At 62.4% G+C, this 18,088-nt stretch carries 23 protein-coding genes; 9 read left to right on the forward strand and 14 right to left on the reverse strand.

All coding sequences use genetic code 11. From position 1 onward, the window contains the following. Positions 1–80 precede the first annotated feature (80 nt). Positions 81–536, forward strand: coding sequence for a DoxX family protein (locus GSQ88_RS19120; RefSeq protein WP_159009273.1), 456 nt, complete (start codon positions 81–83; stop codon positions 534–536). On the opposite strand, the gene GSQ88_RS19125 is transcribed toward GSQ88_RS19120, so the two are convergent. The 3 genes from GSQ88_RS19125 to GSQ88_RS19135 form a co-directional block, all read right to left on the reverse strand. Further along, complete coding sequence (locus GSQ88_RS19125; protein ID WP_159009274.1) at positions 533–1,099, reverse strand: dihydrofolate reductase family protein; 567 nt, start codon at positions 1,097–1,099, stop codon at positions 533–535. The genes GSQ88_RS19120 and GSQ88_RS19125 overlap by 4 nt on opposite strands. A 24-nt stretch (positions 1,100–1,123) precedes the next feature. Then, entirely contained in the window at positions 1,124–2,110 is a 987-nt protein-coding gene (locus GSQ88_RS19130) for a polysaccharide deacetylase family protein (RefSeq protein WP_159009275.1), read from the reverse strand. 243 nt (positions 2,111–2,353) lie between these two features. Beyond that, positions 2,354–4,195, reverse strand: a complete 1,842-nt coding sequence (locus GSQ88_RS19135; protein ID WP_159009276.1) for a L,D-transpeptidase — start codon at positions 4,193–4,195, stop codon at positions 2,354–2,356. A 285-nt stretch (positions 4,196–4,480) separates the two neighbouring features. Between GSQ88_RS19135 and GSQ88_RS19140 the strand changes: the two genes are divergently transcribed. Continuing rightward, complete coding sequence (locus GSQ88_RS19140) at positions 4,481–4,981, forward strand: CreA family protein (RefSeq protein ID WP_502706750.1); 501 nt, start codon at positions 4,481–4,483, stop codon at positions 4,979–4,981. A 14-nt stretch (positions 4,982–4,995) separates the two neighbouring features. On the opposite strand, the gene GSQ88_RS19145 is transcribed toward GSQ88_RS19140, so the two are convergent. Further along, positions 4,996–5,283, reverse strand: coding sequence for a hypothetical protein (locus tag GSQ88_RS19145; protein WP_159009278.1), 288 nt, complete (start codon positions 5,281–5,283; stop codon positions 4,996–4,998). 214 nt (positions 5,284–5,497) lie between these two features. Here GSQ88_RS19145 and GSQ88_RS35020 point away from each other — a divergent pair, with 214 nt between their 5' ends. From GSQ88_RS35020 to GSQ88_RS19150, 3 genes are all read left to right on the forward strand, one after another. Further along, positions 5,498–5,665, forward strand: a complete 168-nt coding sequence (locus GSQ88_RS35020; protein ID WP_174248055.1) for a hypothetical protein — start codon at positions 5,498–5,500, stop codon at positions 5,663–5,665. A 295-nt stretch (positions 5,666–5,960) separates the two neighbouring features. Then, entirely contained in the window at positions 5,961–6,122 is a 162-nt protein-coding gene (locus GSQ88_RS35025; RefSeq protein ID WP_174248056.1) for a hypothetical protein, read from the forward strand. Positions 6,123–6,163: 41 nt separating this feature from the next. Next, entirely contained in the window at positions 6,164–6,529 is a 366-nt protein-coding gene (locus tag GSQ88_RS19150; RefSeq protein WP_159009279.1) for a hypothetical protein, read from the forward strand. 31 nt (positions 6,530–6,560) lie between these two features. Here the strand turns inward: GSQ88_RS19150 and GSQ88_RS19155 are convergent, their stop codons facing one another. The 3 genes from GSQ88_RS19155 to pdxR form a co-directional block, all read right to left on the reverse strand. Continuing rightward, the gene (locus tag GSQ88_RS19155) at positions 6,561–6,857 is read right to left on the reverse strand and encodes a DUF6719 family protein (RefSeq protein ID WP_159009280.1); all 297 of its coding nucleotides are present in this window, start codon (positions 6,855–6,857) and stop codon (positions 6,561–6,563) included. A gap of 17 nt (positions 6,858–6,874) precedes the next feature. Beyond that, positions 6,875–7,027, reverse strand: a complete 153-nt coding sequence (locus GSQ88_RS35030) for a hypothetical protein (RefSeq protein WP_174248057.1) — start codon at positions 7,025–7,027, stop codon at positions 6,875–6,877. Between the two features lie 70 nt (positions 7,028–7,097). Then, positions 7,098–8,624: a MocR-like pyridoxine biosynthesis transcription factor PdxR gene (pdxR, locus tag GSQ88_RS19160; protein WP_159009281.1), complete on the reverse strand. Its 1,527-nt coding sequence runs from the start codon at positions 8,622–8,624 to the stop codon at positions 7,098–7,100. Between the two features lie 75 nt (positions 8,625–8,699). On the opposite strand from pdxR, the gene GSQ88_RS19165 reads away from it, so the two are divergent. Together GSQ88_RS19165 and GSQ88_RS19170 are read left to right on the forward strand one after the other, a co-directional pair. After that, positions 8,700–9,425, forward strand: coding sequence for a pyridoxamine 5'-phosphate oxidase family protein (locus tag GSQ88_RS19165; protein WP_159009282.1), 726 nt, complete (start codon positions 8,700–8,702; stop codon positions 9,423–9,425). A gap of 55 nt (positions 9,426–9,480) precedes the next feature. Then, on the forward strand, positions 9,481–10,758 hold the full coding sequence (locus GSQ88_RS19170; RefSeq protein ID WP_159009283.1) for an ArgE/DapE family deacylase: 1,278 nt from the start codon (positions 9,481–9,483) through the stop codon (positions 10,756–10,758). A gap of 37 nt (positions 10,759–10,795) precedes the next feature. On the opposite strand, the gene GSQ88_RS19175 is transcribed toward GSQ88_RS19170, so the two are convergent. Next, entirely contained in the window at positions 10,796–11,575 is a 780-nt protein-coding gene (locus tag GSQ88_RS19175) for a cobalamin-binding protein (RefSeq protein WP_159009503.1), read from the reverse strand. An 85-nt stretch (positions 11,576–11,660) separates the two neighbouring features. Between GSQ88_RS19175 and GSQ88_RS19180 the strand changes: the two genes are divergently transcribed. Continuing rightward, complete coding sequence (locus tag GSQ88_RS19180) at positions 11,661–12,059, forward strand: PaaI family thioesterase (protein ID WP_159009284.1); 399 nt, start codon at positions 11,661–11,663, stop codon at positions 12,057–12,059. A 104-nt stretch (positions 12,060–12,163) separates the two neighbouring features. Here the strand turns inward: GSQ88_RS19180 and GSQ88_RS19185 are convergent, their stop codons facing one another. The 5 genes from GSQ88_RS19185 to GSQ88_RS19205 form a co-directional block, all read right to left on the reverse strand. Further along, positions 12,164–13,021: an IS3 family transposase gene (locus tag GSQ88_RS19185; RefSeq protein WP_159009285.1), complete on the reverse strand. Its 858-nt coding sequence runs from the start codon at positions 13,019–13,021 to the stop codon at positions 12,164–12,166. Then, entirely contained in the window at positions 13,018–13,425 is a 408-nt protein-coding gene (locus GSQ88_RS19190) for a transposase (protein WP_159009286.1), read from the reverse strand. The genes GSQ88_RS19185 and GSQ88_RS19190 overlap by 4 nt, the downstream gene beginning before the upstream one ends. A gap of 41 nt (positions 13,426–13,466) precedes the next feature. Continuing rightward, positions 13,467–14,495: a phenylacetaldoxime dehydratase family protein gene (locus GSQ88_RS19195; protein WP_159009287.1), complete on the reverse strand. Its 1,029-nt coding sequence runs from the start codon at positions 14,493–14,495 to the stop codon at positions 13,467–13,469. Positions 14,496–14,521: 26 nt separating this feature from the next. Continuing rightward, a complete protein-coding gene (locus tag GSQ88_RS19200) occupies positions 14,522–15,535 on the reverse strand; it encodes a carbon-nitrogen hydrolase family protein (protein WP_159009504.1) in 1,014 nt (337 codons plus the stop codon). A 149-nt stretch (positions 15,536–15,684) separates the two neighbouring features. Next, complete coding sequence (locus GSQ88_RS19205; RefSeq protein WP_246784872.1) at positions 15,685–16,638, reverse strand: AraC-like ligand-binding domain-containing protein; 954 nt, start codon at positions 16,636–16,638, stop codon at positions 15,685–15,687. A gap of 266 nt (positions 16,639–16,904) precedes the next feature. On the opposite strand from GSQ88_RS19205, the gene GSQ88_RS19210 reads away from it, so the two are divergent. Then, entirely contained in the window at positions 16,905–17,519 is a 615-nt protein-coding gene (locus GSQ88_RS19210) for a GNAT family N-acetyltransferase (RefSeq protein WP_159009288.1), read from the forward strand. Between the two features lie 214 nt (positions 17,520–17,733). Here the strand turns inward: GSQ88_RS19210 and GSQ88_RS19215 are convergent, their stop codons facing one another. After that, positions 17,734–18,036, reverse strand: coding sequence for a hypothetical protein (locus GSQ88_RS19215; RefSeq protein WP_159009289.1), 303 nt, complete (start codon positions 18,034–18,036; stop codon positions 17,734–17,736). Between the last annotated feature and the right edge of the window lie 52 nt (positions 18,037–18,088).

The raw sequence follows: 18,088 nt of genomic DNA on the forward strand, positions 1-18,088 counted from the left end.
TTTGAAAACCGGGGCGGAACGCCCATAATCGCTCCGCCGTATTACCTGATTTGAATTTGCCGCAGCCAATGAGGCCGACCATGCCAGCCTTCGTTACCTTCGGAAGAGTGTTGTTCGCGGTGCTGTTTCTCTATTCGGGGGCGACCAAGCTGTTCGGTATCGCAGCCACCGCGGACTTCATCGCCGCCAAGGTTGCCATCCCGGCGCTGCTGGCGCCCTATACGGCCCAGCTTGAAACCATGACGGGGATGCCGACGCCGCAGCTTTTGGCGATCGTGGTGGGCGTCTTCGAGATCGTCAGCGGATTGATGATTGCGCTGAATTTCGGCGCGAGATTCTTTGCCATTCTGCTGATTTTCTTCGTTGCCGCGGCAACCTTCTATTTCCACGATTTCTGGAATCAGTCGTCGCCGGAAAACGCCAAATCGCTGATGGATGCGCTGAAAAACCTGTCGATCATCGGCGCGCTGTTCATCATCGCGGGCTATGGCCGGTCGGCGCGATCGGCGATCGTACCCGCTTACGGGGATGTCTAATTCGTCAATGCCTGACGCTGCCAGGGCGTGACGCTGACATCATTGGCCGCATCGAGGATCCGGGCGTCACCGGCTTTGAGGCCGTGTGCCGCGAGAATTTGCTGTGGCGACTGCGCGGGCACGCCGGGAAAGCATGGCTCGCCGCCGGGCAGCCGTACCTGCGGTGCCAGCGATAGCCAGAACGTGTCGTAGCGGTCCATGAACATGCCGAACACATACGGGCCGCCGATGATCGCAATGGTGCCGGAGCGGACGCCAGCGTGCTCGCAGGCCGCTTCGAACGAAGCGCCGGCGGGATTCCACAGCGTGGCCTTGGGATTGGAAGGATCGGGCGCGACCGCGCCGATGCCGCGGGTCAGAACGATCCGCTTGCGCTTCGGAGAGTTGGGCTGGTCCTCGAAGGAATTCCGTCCGTGCACGATCAGGTCGGCACGGTCGAGGGCGGCGGTGAAGAATTGCTTGTCGCCCTCGAATTTCAACCCAACGGGCATCAAGCGGTCGGCGTTCGCCAGCATGCCGTCCGCCGACACGATGACATAGCCCTCGATGTGCAGCGCAGCCATGGCGTTATCGCGCGCGGCCCGACACTATTCGGAAATCGTCTGCACGACGCTGGAAACCGGACGGTCGCTGACGGTCGGGAGCTTGGCGTCCTTCAGGAGTTCTTCGTCGTATTGCGGCAGCGTCTGCACCGGAGCCTTCGCGATCATCTTGACGACCTTGTAGCCGCCGGCCTTCAGCCTGCGCAGCAGCGTGGGCAGCGCTTCGGCGGTGTGCTTGTGGAAATCGTGCATCAGAATGATGCCTTTGCCCTGCTTGTCGAGCTTCTTCATGGTGACGTCGATCACCTGCTGGGCATTGCGGGCCTTGAAATCGAAAGAGTCGAGGTCGCAGGAGAAGATCGCGATATTGCGGGTGCCGAGATAGGTCACCATCTCAGGCGGGTGCTGCAGCGCCGGAAAACGGAAGAAAGGCGCCGGCGAAACCCCGCCCAGCGCCCACTTCACCGCGCTGAAGCCCTTCTCGATCTCTTCCTTTTTCTGATCGTCGGTCAGCTTCTTGTTGGTCAATGTCGCGTGCGACCAGGTGTGCGATCCGATGGTGTGGCCGGCTGCAAGAACCTGCTTGAGGATTTCCGGATAATAGGTCGCATGCTTGCCGATCGAGAAGAAAATGCCCGTGGTGCATTCGTCCGCCAGCGTCTTCAGCACCGACGGCGTGTTGACCAGCCACGGGCCGTCGTCGAACGTCAGCACCACTTCATGATCGCGCAGGAAGTCGAGCTGCTTGAAGTGCTCGAAACCGAATCCGGGTCCGCCCGTGGTGTCGATTTCGACGGTGCGCGCGATACCGAGCGCATCGGGATTGGCACAGGCGGCTTTGACGGGCGCTGGCGCCGTCGCGGGGGCAGGGGCCGCCGCCGCGGCGGCAGTGGGGGCTGGCGCAGGAGCCGCCTGCGGGGCTGCCGCCTGGGCCGCCGGCGCGGGTTTCGGGGCTGCGGTCTGCGACCATGCGTCACCGGACACGCACAGCGAAACCGCGCTGGCAAAAAACAAACCTGCCGCAAAACGCATCTGATGTCCCTTACGCTGATCCCACGTTCGGCCGTGACCTTGAGGTCGCGCCGTGCCGTTCCTGCCCCTGATCACAATAGCTTAGTTGGAGCCCCGCCGCCACGGCAACGGCTTTCTCGCCCGACGCGGCCCCATCGCTGGAGCCGATTAATGTCGGCGCCTAGGCTGCTTCACACAGCCGATCATATATTTGTGAGACCAGCTACGAAAGTTCCTGCACGGAACACCCTTCGGCAGAATTCTCTAGCGCAGCGAAACGATGAAATCCGTTCCTTCGCCGGTTTCGCCCGCAGCGATACCTTGATCGGAAACGATGATCGAGCCGCCGGTCGAGAGCGCCTCGGTGATGCGCGCCATCGCGTCCGCGGGGATCGTCAGGCGATCCAGTGCTTCAGCCGGGCTGTCAGGCTCGGGCGCAGGCTTTGCGATCTCGGCGGCGCCCGCGATCTTGCGGCGGCGGGAAGCCCGCTCGTCGTCGTCGCGCCGCTCGGCGTTACGGCTCGACGGCAAGGTCACCACCGACCAGCGCAGGATGTTGGAGTCGCTCTTGTCGGCTTCGGCGGTGAAAATGTGGGTTCCGAGCGGCCGGTCGCTCGGCGCGATGGTCACGGGAACATCAAACAGCGGTGCGAAATTCTGCCGCACATAGAGTTTGGCATCCTTGCGGCTGATGAACACCGAGATCGGGCCGTTGCCCTTGGCGATCGCCAGCGTCGGAGCAGGTTTTGCGGCCTCTGCCTTGTCGGCGTCGGACGGCCGGCCTTGATCCTTCTTCGCATCCGGAACCGGCTGCGCGTTGGTCGCTGCCGGAACGCTTGCGCTGGGTTTGTCGCCCGGTGCAACGATCGCCGCTTGCGCCCTGACGTCGTCGGCCTTGACGTCGCCCGCCTCGGCTTCGGATTTCGCAGTCTCAACCTTCGCGGATTCAGCCGGCGCGTCGGTCTTCACGACATCGAGGCTGGCTTGCGCGTCGTTAATAGGTTTGGCGTCGACCGGCTTGTCGGAGGAAGCCGCCGTCTCGCTGCTCTTGGATGCGAGAAGCTCGGCCACCGATTTCACCGATTTCATTGCCGCATCGGCGGGTCGGTCGGACGCTGCGTTGTCGGCCATCGGCGATGCGGAGGGCGCGGCATCAGATACGGTGACCGCGAGTTGCGCTTGCGGCGAAGTGCCGGCATCCGCCGTATGGGTCTGCTCGCTCAACGGCTTCGGGGTGGATGCTTCATCCATGACTTTAGGTGCGCGGCTGTCATGGCCGACGGTCGATCGCAGGTCGAGGCTTGCGACCGACATCTCGGGCTTGCTGACCGGATCGGCCGCTGCGGCCTTGTCGGCCTTCGCCGTAGCGTCAGCCTTGATCACGTCAGCCTTGGGGATATCCATCGCAACCGGTTGCGGCGCGACCTTCTGGGTGACGAGCAGCGGGTGCGAAAAGCTGCCCGGCGTCAACTCGCCGGGTGTCACCACCACGCGCGCGCCCATCCGGGTCCAGCCGTACATCTTCACGGCGAACGCCATCGGCATCCGGATACAGCCATGCGACGCTGGATAGCCCGGAAGCACGCCAGCGTGCATCGCGATACCTGACCAGGTGATCCGCTGCATGAACGGCATCGGGGCACCGCTATAAATATTGGAGCGATGCATCTTCTGCTTCTGGATGACGCTAAAGGCGCCCATCGGCGTCGAATGGCCCGCCATGCCGGTCGAAATCGGCGTTTCCGCGTAGAAGCCGTTGGCGTCGTACACTTTGAGACTTTGATGGCTGATCGAGATCGCGATGATCAGCGGGCCCTGCGGCTTGCTCGCTTCCTTGGCGGCCGCTTCGGCCGGCTTTGCCTGGCGGCGGTGCGGCCGTTGCGCGCGCGGCGGTGCCACCGGCGCCGGCCGCGAATATCCGCCATCGTCGTCCGACCAGAATACCGCGGCGTCGGCGTGTGTTGCGAGGCCGATAGTCCCGACCAGCGTCAAGGCGACGATCTGCCAAAGCCGGTTTGAGGAAATCGCTGAAATCTGATGTTTGGATACCGACGGTTCCAGCCGTCCGGTGGCATTAGCAGCCTGCTGCCCGCCCGCGCGTTTCATTCTTCGAATCCCGGTTCCGAGTATTGATATTTAGTGTTGCAGAGAGGGTACGGGTTCACCAGCGTAAGGCGTGCATTCCCGCCAATTTCGCGTCAAGCGTAGCAAAAAAGCCTCACATTCGGTTAAAGGCCGCTGGCTGCGGCAGCCGTGAAGCCTTATTCCCCGACATCCCGGCATTACATAGGCGGAGGCCCCATTAATTGGGCCACCGATCAAATCTTACCGACGGAGATCACCATGACACCCCGAGCCTCAAGCCGATATGACACGCAATGGGGGCGCTGGATGTTGGCGGCGGTTGCGCTGGTGCTGGTGTCGGTCTCTTCGGCGGTCGCGGCTGACGAGCCGGATTTGATTTTCCGCCGCTCCACCGTGTTCAAGCTGCTCAGTCCGAACGACAAGCTTGCTACTTATGGGGTCGATGATCCCGAGGTCGACGGCGTCGCCTGTCATTTCACGGTGCCCGAGAAGGGCGGCATCAAGGGTTGGCTGGGCCTCGCCGAGCAGGTCTCGGATATTTCGCTGGCCTGCAGTCAAATCGGTCCGATCCATTTCAAGGACAAGATGGAGCAGGGCGGCGATATGTTCCGCCAGCGCCGTTCGCTGTTCTTCAAGAAGATGCAAATCGTCCGCGGCTGCGACGCCAAACGGAACGTGCTGGTTTATATGGTCTATTCCGACAGACTGATCGACGGGTCGCCGAAGAATTCGACTTCCTCGGTTCCGGTCATGCCATGGGGACAGGGCAATGCCGCCGTCGAGAAATGCGGCGACTCCGTCCAGTGATCGGAAAGCTGGCCCTAACGCTCGGCCGTATCAGGACGTTTGAGCAGATCGGGCCGGTCTTTCGCTTCGCGGCAACCCACCAAATGGAGCAGCTTTTGCGGGGCGCATTGGGTGCCCCAACCGCTGTCGCCGCTCTGCTGGGTCATCGCGCCACAGGCCCTCGGGCGTTCCGCTCGCGCGGGGCCGGGTTGATCGATCCGCAGTTCGGGTAAGCCGTTACTCCCGGACAAACGTCCAACGGTCGGCTGGCCGATCTTGCGGGTCGGGGTTTCAGTGCCAACGTCGATGTTGCCATTGCCCACGACCGATTTCCTCTGTTGGTGTTTGCGATAACGCGCAACCGCACAAGAAGGTTGCATGTCATTTTGGGGTCAGTCGGCCGCACCGAATGTTCGGTTCACGGTCGCCGTGTCTGCCGACGGGATGTCTCCACCAGAGAAAGGTTAAAATTTCGAGGCCCGCCTCGAACCATCGGGGGGCGGCAGGCGTCTTATCTCCAGAGAGTGGAGACACCAGATGCGACCCCTCAGCTATGTTATCGCGGTTGTCTTGCTATTGGGCGGGCCTTCGTTGGCGGGTTCGGCCGATCACGATCTGCCGGGAATTGGGACCTTCAGCTACAACGGATCGCCCATTGCCGCTCCGGCGCCGCCAGTCATGGTTGCGGCCAATCTCGGCCACTGAACGAGGTCCTGCGATTCGTTCAGTGACCGATGGAGTTGTCGCCTTGGGACAAGCCCTCCACATCGCAAGATCCGCACATCGCAAGATCCGCACATCGCAAGTCCACATCGATTACGCGGGCTGAAATCCCTCGATTTTCCGGCAATTGTTTCGTCGGGCCCGCGGTGACGAAACAATTCTGCCCGGCGACGAAACCATTTCCCGCTTCGGCGCAGACATCCGGAAACCGCGTGTGGTTATCAATCTAGCAACGAAACGGCGGGCAGCGCCGGCAGCGAAACCCGGAGACAGTCAAATGCAGACCCTCAGCTTCATTCTTGCCTTCGCCTTCGTCCTGGCCGGACCCACGCTGGCCGGATCTTCCGACAGCAGCCTGCCCGGCATCGGTACCTTCGCCTACAACGGCTCGCCGATCGCGGTGTCAGCTCCGCAGACGATGATCGTCGCTGCGCGCTAAAGCGTGCTTTGTACCCCTGAGAGAAGGTGCCGGTAATCAGCATGTTTATTCGCGTCGGTGGGGTTGCAACCCTGGTCTCTGTGCTTCTCGCCGGTTCGGCGCACGGCCAGGTGCGTTCGCTGATGAAGTTTTCGGATCCGCGCGGCGAGTTCGTGCGGCAGTGTGTACCCCAGATGCAGGGGCGTTGGGCGCATCCCGAATCCGTTTGCGGTTGCCTGCATGATTATGCGGTCGCCAGCATTGATGACAGCGACCTGCGCCAGGCTCTGCTCCGCGGCATCAGCGAAACCGGCGTGCCGAACATCGAGAGCGATTGGGTGCCGCCGTCGAAGCGATCCGAGATCAGCGCGACATTCACCAGGATTGCCAAGCCGACGCTGCAATGCATGTTCGCGCCCAAGACTTAAAGCCAAGACTTAAAGCGCGTGTGCGTCGCCGCTAGTTACCGGGAGCCGCTTGTCTGGTGGTCTCGGGACGCGTTTTACCAGCCACGCGCGGAATGCATTTGTGGGTCCGGACAATTCCCGTTGCGGCCATCTTGGCCCCTGAGACTTCCTTAACCTGGCCGGCGGGACAGGTCCCATCATCGACCCGGATGCGCTGACCCAATCGCAAATTGAGGATATCCTGCTCGCGCGACACCTGCTGCGCGGTAGCGGGACACGCCAACGCGGACATCGCCAGACCGCCAAGCACCAGAACCAGAAAACGCGCGGGGCGTGAGGTCTTTGTCATCGGCGGCATATCCTTCCTCACTTGCCCTGTATCTTCAGTCCATTCGGGCCGACATTGATCTGCAGGCCATCCGGCTGCTTCTTGCTCTGGTAAAGATTGTAGCCGAGCACGCCCACCACGACGATCAATGCGCCGATGATGAGATACAGGACATTGCGGTTGCCGGACATCCGGTATCTCCTTCGTGACGGTCAGGCGTTGAGCTTAGTGATGCGGTGGCGATTCTGATAGGGCGCGCCCTCAAACCGCCGATCGCGATGGTAACGCCTTGCGCTTCACCCTTTTGACACGGCCGGTTCCGCTTGCGTCCGGTTTGCGGTTCGCGCGCAGGGCTGCGAGCGACGCCTTCGCCAGTTTTTCAGCCGACGCGATCAGTTGCGGAATGGGGTGGCCGGCAAATCCCAGCACAAACCCCGGGAGTGGACGTGCGCGATGATAGGTTTCCGCCAGCAGCCAGCCCTCGACGCCGGCCGCGGCCTTTGCTTGCGAGGCGACAAGCGGCTCGATCGATGGGTCAAACCGGGCAACGAGGTGCAGACCTTGCGATGGCACCGGCACCGACAGCTTTCCGTCCGATGCCGTCGCCAGCGTCAATGCGAGTGCGTCGCGGGCCTCACGGTAAAGCCCGCGCACCTTCCGCAGATTAGCGGCAAAGGCTCCGGAATTCAGCATGTCCGCCACGGCGCCTTCCAGCAGCGTGCCGGGATAGCGGTCGAGCGCGGCGCGGGCTGACGTCACCGGCCCGATGAGCCGCTCGGGCAGCGCGCAATAGCCGAGGCGTAATCCGGGAAACAACGTCTTGGCAAACGTGCCGATGTAGATCACGCGCTGGAGGTGATCGATGCCGGCCAGCGACAGCAATGGCGCGCCGTCATATCTGAATTCGCTGTCGTAATCGTCCTCGAACACGAAAGCGTCGGCGTCCTTTGCCCAATCGAGCAATTCAAGCCGCCGCGTCATCGACATCTGCACGCCAAGCGGAAATTGATGCGACGGCGTCACATAGGCCGCGCGCGCGGACGGCGCCATGGCGCGGCCTCTGGCCACGCGCATGCCGAATTGGTCGACCGGCACCGGGACGGGACGGTGGCCGCAATATTCGATCGCCTTTCGCGCGGCGGGATAGCCCGGATCCTCGCACCAGATCTGATCACCGGTCTTGAGGATGGCGCTGAGCACGATCCGCAAGGCGTGCTGGGTTCCCGACGACAGCATGATCTGGTCGGGATCGCAGCGCAGCCCTCGCGCCGAGAGCAAATGATCGGCGATCGCGGCGCGAAGTTCGAGGCTGCCCCTGGGATCGCCGTAGTGAAGATGCTCGCGGCCAAAGGCGCGCAGCCGTCGTCCGGCAAAGGATCTGAAACGTTGCACGGCCCGGTCGTCGATCAGCGTGCATCCGAGCGCGAACATGCCTTGCTGCGGTGCCTCGATGGCGATCTTCGTCTTCCGGGCGTCTGCGGTGCGCGCCGGGATGCGGGCGGCGACGAAGGTGCCCGACCCGACGGTGGCATCGGCAAATCCGTCCGCGATCAGCCGCTCGTAGGCTGACGTGACGGCGTTGCGGCGGAAGCCCGTCTGTTTGGCGAGCGTGCGGGACGGCGGCAGTGGCTCGCCGGGTTTTACGATGCCGCCGACGATGGCATGGCAGAGCGCCTGATAAAGCCGGTGCTGAGACGAGGCATTTGGCGTCACGTGCGGACCGGACAGATCGAGCGGCAGCTCGGTCTTGCGCGGTGCAGGCTGAGAATTGGTCGGAATTTTTCGCATTGAATTGGCACTATCGCAGGCCAAAATCGCCGGTACAACTCCTATCAACGTTCACCTTTCCCGACAGGAGTTGCCGTGACCGACGTTGAAACCGCTGATTCGTACCCGTTGTCGCCACGAAATCGCGTGAAGCGCCACCATGAGCGCGGTTCCTACGACCGCACGACGGTTCATGGCCTGCTGGACGCCTCGATGCTGTGTCACGTTTCCTATGTGATTGACGGTCAGCCCTATTGCACGCCGACGTTCTTCTGGCGCGAGGGAGAGAAGCTGTACTGGCACGGCAGCAGTGCCAGCCGCATGCTGAGGAGCCAATCCGAGGGCCAGAAGGCCTGTCTCACCGTCGCGCATCTCGACGGCCTGGTGCTGGCGCGGTGTGGCTTCAATCATTCGGCGGACTATCGCGCCGTGATGGCCTTCGGCACCGCGTACCTCGTCACCGATCCCGACGAGAAGCGGCTCGCGCTGGTCGCCATGGTCGACCGCTTCTTTCCTGACCGTACCGCCGGCCTGCGGCAAACCACGGCGCAGGAGATCAAGGCGACCACCGTGATTGCGATGGAGATCGAACAGGCGTCCGCCAAGATTCGATCGAAAGGCGTCGCCGACGACGATGAAGACTATGAGTTGCCGGTCTATGCCGAACGCATTCCGGTACGCACGGTGCTCGGCGCGTCGGAACCTTGCCCGCGGCTTCTTGGCGGTGTCGAACGGCCGGATTCGCTGCGTGGTTATTCCGAAGGCCGTCTGCTCGAAGAAGCATTGCGCGATGCCTATTTTGTGCAATACCCCGGCGGCTGAGATCGGGCTAGGGTGCCGGCTCTCGTAACCAAAAAAACGAAATTGGAGCTGCCGAATGACCACCGCTACGCAACAAAGAATCCTGGATGCCGTCGATGCCGGCTTCGACGCGCAGCTTGCGACCACCAGGGACTTTGTTGCGATACCGTCGACCCGCGGCGCGGAGGGGCCGTGCCAGGACATGATCGGCGATCTCCTGCGCGAGCGCGGTTATGAGGTCGACGACTGGCATATCGACGTCGAGGATCTGAAGGATTTGCGCGGCTTCGGCCCGATCGAGCATGATTTTTCGAAAGCGCGGACGGTGGTCGGCACGTATCGTCCGGCGGCCAATGCCGGGAAATCGCTGATCCTGCAGGGCCATTGCGATGTGGTGCCGACCGGTCCCCTCGACATGTGGGAGACGCCGCCGTTCTCACCGGTCGTGAAGGACGGCAAGATGTATGGCCGCGGCGCCTGCGACATGAAGTCGGGCACGATCGGCGCGCTCTATGCGCTCGATGCGATCAAGGCCGCGGGCCTTAAGCCCACCGCGCGGATCCACTTTCAGTCCGTGATCGAGGAGGAATCGACCGGCGTCGGCGCGCTCTCGACGCTGCAACGGGGCTATCGCGCCGATGCGTGCTTCATTCCCGAGCCGACTGGCGGCAAGATGGTGCGTTCGCAGGTCGGCGTGATCTGGTTTCGCCTCCAGGTGCGCGGCTTTCCCGTGCATGTGTTCGAGGCCGGCGCCGGCTCCAACGCGATCATGGCGGCCTACCATCTCGTTCATGCGCTGGAAAAGCTCGAGGCCGCATGGAACGAGCGCGCCAAGAGTGACACTCATTTCAAGGCGGTGACGCACCCGATCAATTTCAATCCCGGCATCATCAAGGGCGGCGACTGGGCCTCCAGCGTGCCGGCGTGGTGCGACGTCGATTGCCGGATCGCGATCCTGCCCGGCTGGTCGGTCGCCGACTGCCAGGCCGAGATTCTCGCTTGCGTCTCGGCGGCCGCGCGCGACCATCGCTTCCTCTCCAACAATCCGCCCAGCGTCGAATGGTCCGGATTCCTGTCCGAAGGCTATGAGCTGAAGGATTCCGCGGCGCCCGAAGCCGCGTTCGGCAACGCCTACAATGCCGTCTACGGCGGCACCGCGCAGGACCTCGTATTCACCGCGCTGACCGACACCAGATTTTATGGGCTGAACTACAACATTCCGAGCCTGTGCTTTGGCGCCAGCGGGGCGGCGATGCATGGCTTCAACGAATATGTCGATCTCGACTCGCTGCGGAAATCGACCAAAGCCACCGCCTTGTTCATCGCGGAATGGTGCGGGGTGGAGCAGGCGTAGGCCGCGCCTCGCTTGTGGAATAGTCCCGGCGCCGTCGCTATGGCCACAACGCCGCGATAATCGCATCGAGGCCATCCGTCAGCGCGGCGGGGCCGGGCTGCAGGATCAGCGGCGACTTGATCTCGACGATGCGGCCGTCACGTACCGCCGGAATCTCGTTCCAGCCCGGCCGCCGCCGGATCTTGTCGGTCACGACTTTCTTGCCGCACCACGAGGCCAGGATCACATCCGGTGCTGCGGCGCGTACAATGTCGGGCGAGACGATCCGGTCTTTCGCGGCTTTCCGTGACCGCAACTCCGGCAGGATGTCTTCGCCGCCGGCGATCTCGATCAGTTCGGAGACCCAGCCGATGCCGCTGATCAACGGATCGTCCCATTCCTCGAAATAGACTTTTGGTTTGGGTGCGGACCGGGCGGCCGACGCCACGCGCGTGAGGCGGGTCTCGTAATCTGCCGCGAGCCGATCGGCCCGCTCCGCCACACCAACCAGCGCGCCGAGCGTGCGGATCATCGCCAGGATGCCGGCGATATCACGCTGGTTGAAGACGTGGATCGCGACGCCGGCGCGGACCAGATCCGCCGCGATGTCGGCCTGCAAATCGGAAAAGGCGAGAACCAGGTCCGGTTCGAGCGCCAGGATTTTCGGGATATCGGCCGAGACGAACGCCGACACCCGCGGCTTCTCGCGCCGGACCTGCGGCGGCCGCACCGCATAGCCGGAGACGCCGACGATGCGATCCTGCTCGCCGAGCAGGTACAGCGTTTCCACGATCTCTTCGGTAAGACAGACAATCCGGCGGGGCGGGAACTGGCGCATGGTCGTCATTACCACAAACGTCATTGCCCGATCCGGTCAAGCCGTTCATCCTCGGCGTCAGGGACTACGGGAGGAATGACCGGTCATGACGCCGCTTGAGAAAATCCAGTCGATGAAAATGCCGTTTGCCGAGCTGAAGGGGGTGACCTTCGTCGAGGCCGAGAAAGACCGCGTGGTGGCGCGGATGCTGGTGCGGGCCGATCTCTGCACCTTGCGCCATACCATTCACGGTGGCGCGGTGATGGCATTCGCCGACTCAGTCGGCGCAGCCGCAACCGTGATCAATCTGCCCGAGGACGCCAAGGGCACCACGACCATCGAGAGCAAGACCAACTTCATCGGCGGCGCCAAGGAAGGCACCACCGTGACCGCGACGGCGACCCCGGTGCATCGCGGACGGCGCACCCAGGTCTGGCAAACCCGGCTGGAGACCGAGGAGGGCAAGCTGGTCGCGATCGTGACCCAGACTCAGATGGTGCTCTGATCGGAAGTTGTCGTCGCAACGGCATTCAGCATGCCGGTTTGCGGGTGACAGTTCTGGACTGCACCCCGTAAGTGAGACACGGTAATTTCTGTGACAGGGTGTTTTCATTGTGGTGTTAGGGCTAGCGCGAAGTTGGCTTCGAATTCAAGTGGTGGGCAGTAGCCGAGGGCGGAGTGGAGACGCTCGTTGTTGTAGACGGTGTCGATGAAGACGGCGATAGAGCGCTTTGCGGCTTCGATATTCTTGAAGCGGCGGCCATCGACCTCTTCGGTTTTGAGGGTCTTCATGAAGCTTTCGGCTTTGGCATTGTCGTAGGGGTTGCCGGGCCTGCTCATGCTGACGGTGATGTCGTGATCGGCGAGGCGCTGGCGATATTCGGTCGAGGCGTATTGCACGCCGCGATCGGAATGATGAATGAGACTGGCAGGCTTGGGCTTGCGATCGGCGAGAGCGTGGTCCAGGGCTTCCACTGCGAGCGAGGCGTCCAGATCGGGAGCTAAAGCCCAGCCTACCACCTTGCGCGAGAATCCGTCGAGAATGACGGCGAGATAAGCGAAGGCTTCGCGCAGGCGAATGTAAGTGATGTCGGCCACCCAGATCTGATCGGGCCCGGAAGGCACCAGGCCACGCAACAGGTTCGGGACGATGAGAAAGCCGTGACGACCGTCTGAGGTGGGCGGTGCGAAAGGCTTGCGGCGCAGGGCGATCAGGTTGTCCTCTCGCATAAGCCGCTGAACCCGCTTGGCATTTACAACCAAGCCCGAACGCCTGAGCACGGCCGTGATACGCCGGTAGCCGTAGAACCGGTGGCGCAGGCTGAGCAACTGGATATGGCTTGTCAGCTCGGCATCGGCTTCGCGAGGGGCATGAGCTTCGAAGCGGCGATAATAACTCGCGCGGGAAACGCCCGCGAGCTTGCAGAGATGTTGAACGTCAACCTTGCCGATGCCAGATGCGATCATGGCTTCGATGACTTCCGTGAGGCGGGCGCGATTGAGCCTTGCCGATCCGCGGCCTCTAAGGCGCGCAAGGCTTTGTGAAAAAAATCGATATCGAGCGCCTGTTGTCCGATCTTGCGTTCAAGTTCGGCAATCTTCGCGCGCGCCTGAGCCAGTTCGCCGCTACCGCTCTTTGCCGCTGGTTCGGCCAACGGGCGTAACTTGCGGGGGCCAGGTTTGGGCCCGCGCTTGCGGTTCAATCCTGCCGGCCCGTGCAGCTTCCAAGCCTTGCGCCAGTCATGCAGAACTTTGCGCGAAACGCCCAGCTTCCGGGCCAAAGGCAATACCGCTTCTCCCGCCTCAAGCCGCTTGATTGCCGCTAACTTGAAGGCTGTCGGAAAGGCTTTGGACTTCACTTTATCTGCCATAGGTCATCCTCTGGATAACCTGTCACAGAAATTACCGTGTCTCACTTACGGGGTGCAGTCCAGTTCAGATATTCAAAAAACTGTTCGTCGGCCCGCGCCACCGTCACCTCGTGATAGAGCCGCAGCTTCGCGGCCGGCCCCAAGGTCGACAGATATTTCATCGCGGCGCCGAATATCCTGACATGGGTCGGATGCGATTCCGCCCATCGTTCCAGCGCCGCCAGGCTTTTCCACCAGCTCATGCCGTAGGATTTTTCGGCTTGCCCGCCGTCGGCGGATACCACCGTCATGTAGCGGTTGGCGTAACAGCCGATTGAGCGGCCGCTGTCGCGCAGGAAGTCCATGCCTTCCCGCAACACCGGCTCGACGTCCTCGAGGTACATCTTGCGCTCCGCGGTTTCGGTGTCGCCCCAATCCTGGCCTGACCTGATCAGGCAGACATTGTCGTGCGGGATGACCTGGATACGCGCGCCATCGCGGACCGCGCGGGCAGCACCTGCCGGCGCCATCTCGTTGGTCTGCGACTTTGGAATACGATCGCGCATGCCACCCCAATAGGCGTGTTCCTGAACTTCGCCGCTCATGTCGTCGGCGAGGACCGCGACGCCTTCGGGACGGCCCAACGAAGAGAACAGGGTTTCGTAGCCCTCGACGGACGGATAGAGCACCTCGATGAACGTACCAAAGCCGTCACCAAACCCGCCCTGGGCTCGCTGCGCGCCGGTCCAGCTGTCGCGCGCCGCCGGAAACCAGTCATCGAATTTTTTCCGATCGTTCCAATAGGCCACCGTGACGACATTGGTAAAACCGGCCTCGTCGATATAGCGCGCTTGATCCCAATGCGCCGGACCGTCACCCGCAGCGAAAGCCGAAGTGATCCCTGCGATGGCCTGCTCGGCAGCCGGTAGAGGCGCGCCCTGGGTCTGGATGCCGAAATAGGCCATCACCACGCGTTGCACGCTCGGTTTGTGGCGCGCGACGAAGGAAGGGTAGGGCGGCGCATAGTCATCGGGGACGCGGCGGTGCCGCGTCCGGGCGGTGACGAGATGCTGTGGAATTGCGGATTCCATGGCGGGCTCCTGTTGCTAGCGAACGGTCAGGCCTGAAGCCTGATTTCGTTCATGACCTCGGCATCGACCGGCAGGCTGAAATGCTCGACGCGATTGACGCGGGAGTTGTTGAGCAACAGCCGCGTGACGTCGGGCCTCGAATAGTGTCCGGCGGGATCGGCGGCGTTCTTCGCCACGCCGATCATGCCGAGATCGATATCGGCATACAGAATGCCTTCCTGGTCGGGCGGAAGTTTCTCGGCCAGCGAACTGCCGTCCGGTCCATAAATCACGGCATGGCCGCCGCCGGCGTGCAGGAACGCGTGTTTCTCTGGCGAGTCGCACAGCTCGTCGATCATCGCCTGGGAGACCACGGCACAGGGACCGAGGACGAAGCAGGAGCCCTCGACCGCGTAGATCTTGCTCGCGGCATTGTTGACTTCATAGCCAAGCGCATGGGCGAATGGGTCGTACAGCGAGAAGCTCGGCCAGGCGCCGACGTGAACCTGCTCGTTCTGGGCGTACATTGCATATTTCGACAGCGGTTGCAGGTGCTCCCAGCAGCACAACGCACCGAGCCGTCCGATGTCGGCGCGATCATGGACGGCGAGGTCGCTGCCGTCGCCTTCGCCGAACACGGTGCGTTCGGCATGGGTCGGCCGCAGCTTGCGGCGCTTGGCGATGGTCTCGCCGTCGGGACCGATCAGCCATTGCGCGATATAGACGCTGCCACCGTCGCGCTCGGACACGCCGATCACCGCGGTGAGCTTGGCGCGCTTGACGGCGTTGCGGATTTTTTCTGCTTGCGGGCTGTCATAGGCCAATGAGTTATCGAAATAGCGCTGCACGAAGCCGCGGCCGATCGCCCAGGCCGGCGCGCCGAGCCAGATATGCCAAGGATATCCGGGGATGAAGGTCTCGGGAAATGCGATCAGCTTGGCGCCTTCTGAGGCAGCCTGTTCGATCAGCGCGATCGTCTTGTCCACGGTCGCATCGAGATCGAGAAAAACCGGCGCCGCCTGAACAGCCGCAACCCTGTATTTTTGATGAACCAGACCCATCGACATCGTCCTTTCGCGTCGGGAGACAGCCAATCGTGACGGCAAAACCTACATCCGTCGCGGGCCACAGCGCTTGTCGGTGGCGGCACGAAAACTTGTCTTAACTGGCGGATGGGCCGCGTGCGGCAGGCTCAGACGGCGCGAAGGCGCTACCGGATCGTGTGCTCGCGCCACTCGCGCGGCGAGGCACCGAACTTCTGGCGGAAGATACGGCTGAAATGGGCGAGGTCGTTGAAGCCCCATGCGAATGCGATGTCGCCGATGTGCCGGGCGATGTGGGCGGGATCCGACAAATCGCGCTTGCAACGCTCCAGGCGTTGCGCCTGCACGTAGCTGCGGAACGAGATCTGCTCGGAGGCCATCAGGTCGCTGGTGTAGCGCGGCGAGATTCCGATCGCCGCCGCGGCGCGGGGCAGCGACAATTCGGGATCGCGCAGGTGAGTCAGGATGTAGTTCTTGAGACGATAGAGCAGTGCGGATCGGTGAAACGATTGTTCCGGCGCGCGCGCATGCATTCGCTCGGCAAAGGCCATCGCGATGAGGTCCAGCCCTTGATCCAACAGGCGGGTTGCGGTGGCGGGATCGACGCGGTCGATCGTATTGCTCAACCTGACCAGGAACTCATAGGTCAGGCCTTCGAGGGGACGATCGCTGGAAAAAGTCGTTGCGGTCAGTATGTCGAAGGCGCCGACGCGTTGTTGCAGCAATTTTCTCGGCATCTGCAGGATGGTCTGCGCAAAGCTGTCGTCGAAGCGCAACTCGTAAGGGCGGGTGGTGTCGTAGATGACGAACTGGCCCGCGGCAACGACGGCCTCGCGGCCGTCCTGATACACGCCGTTGATGCCGCTGTTTCCAAGCGCCAACAGCACGAAATCCTCGCTGGCGCGCGCGATCCGCGACGGCGTGCGGAACACCCGCTGGGCGCAGGAATCGACCTTGGTAAAGCTCGCGGGCCCGACCACGGACTGCGAAACGGCGCCCCAGAACGTCTCCTGCATGTCCGAGCGACAATCGAGTCCGACAAAAACGTCGCAAACGATGTCCTGCCAGACGGCAAGCCGTCGGTCTGGAACCGAAGCACTGGTGTCGAGCACGACAGACACGACGGACCTCCCGGAAGGCGCCTGAATACTGGGCCAAAGCCCCGCTCAAATCCAGTATCTGCAAACGGCTTGCCAGCCGCCCGAATGGGCCAGGGGCGATTCATTGAAATCTCGGCGATAGGCAGTCCCTAATGGGCGTTAAGATATTCGAATTGCTGCCTTTATTTGAGGCAGGGGGTCATCTTGAATTTCTTGCTGCGATGCACAATATCTGAGGTCTAGGGATTCGACGCCTCCTCGAGGGCTATCTGAGAGGAGTTTGAGATATGCGCCACGACACGATTGCCGGTTCGGCTAAAAGCAGCGTTCGGACGCTGCGCCGGGAAGAATTAGCGCTGCTGCGCGACCATCTTTTGCGGCTCGACGGTGCCAGTCGCCGCGATCGCTTCCATGGTTTCATCGACGACGGCTTCATCGAGCGCTACGCCAAAAAGTGCGCGAATGACGGCACGGTCATCATTGCCTATCTCCAGGATGGCGCGGTGCGCGGCGCTGCCGAACTGCATCCGCCCGAGCAATCTCCGGATTCACAGCCCGAGATCGCGTTCAGCGTGGAAACCGCGGTGCGACGTCACGGTGTCGGCAGCACCCTGTTCAGGTATCTGATCGAGGAAGCGCGCACCAAGGGGTACCGGAGCCTGCGGATCACCACCGGCGCGCAGAACGAGGCGATGCGGGCGCTGGCGCACAAGTTCGGCGCCCACCTGACATTCCGCCACGGCGAGTCCACCGGCAGCATCGAGCTGGAGCCGCAACGTCAGCCGGAGCCGGCATCGTTGGCGACGCCAATCGTGGCCGACGCCGCACGCGCCATGGTGAATTTCAATCGCGCGTACTGGCGGATGTGGTTGCGGATGTATGGCTGGGGCCGGGCGGCCTGACCGGAGGCATTTGCTCCGGTCCGATGTAACGCAGCTTAGGCGGTTAGAGCGTTTTCGAGCCAACGGGTCGCGCGAATGCGCGCCCGATGACAGGCTCCATGGGCACCGGTTCGCATAGCAATCTGCGCAGATTGCGTAGACTTATCTGCGCTAGAAAACGCGTCAAAACAAAAGACTAGAGCCCCGTTCCGATTCCATCGGAACGGAAAAGGCTCTAGGTGCCGGTTCGCTTGTCGTTGCCGAATTTCCTGATAACGCGGCGTTCGACCACGATCGAACGCTGCGCGCCTTGCTCGCCCGCGATCACCCGCGTCGCCGAGCGCGACGACGACCGCGCGATCTTCCTTACTTCGGCGAGCACGGCATCGAGCGGCATCCCCATCAAGGACGCCGCGATTTCCGCCTGGGCTTCCAGATCATCGGTGATGCCGATCGCCGCGAAGATGGCTTCATCCAGCGTCGGCGGGTCGCGCCGCACACGCCGTGTTCCGTACTTGGTATTCCAATCTTCGCTCATTGGGGCCTCATCTCTGATACGGCACTACCTAGGAGCACTTATGCTGCATTGC

Source organism: Bradyrhizobium sp. S69 (genome assembly GCF_009766005.1).
Lineage (GTDB): Bacteria > Pseudomonadota > Alphaproteobacteria > Rhizobiales > Xanthobacteraceae > Bradyrhizobium.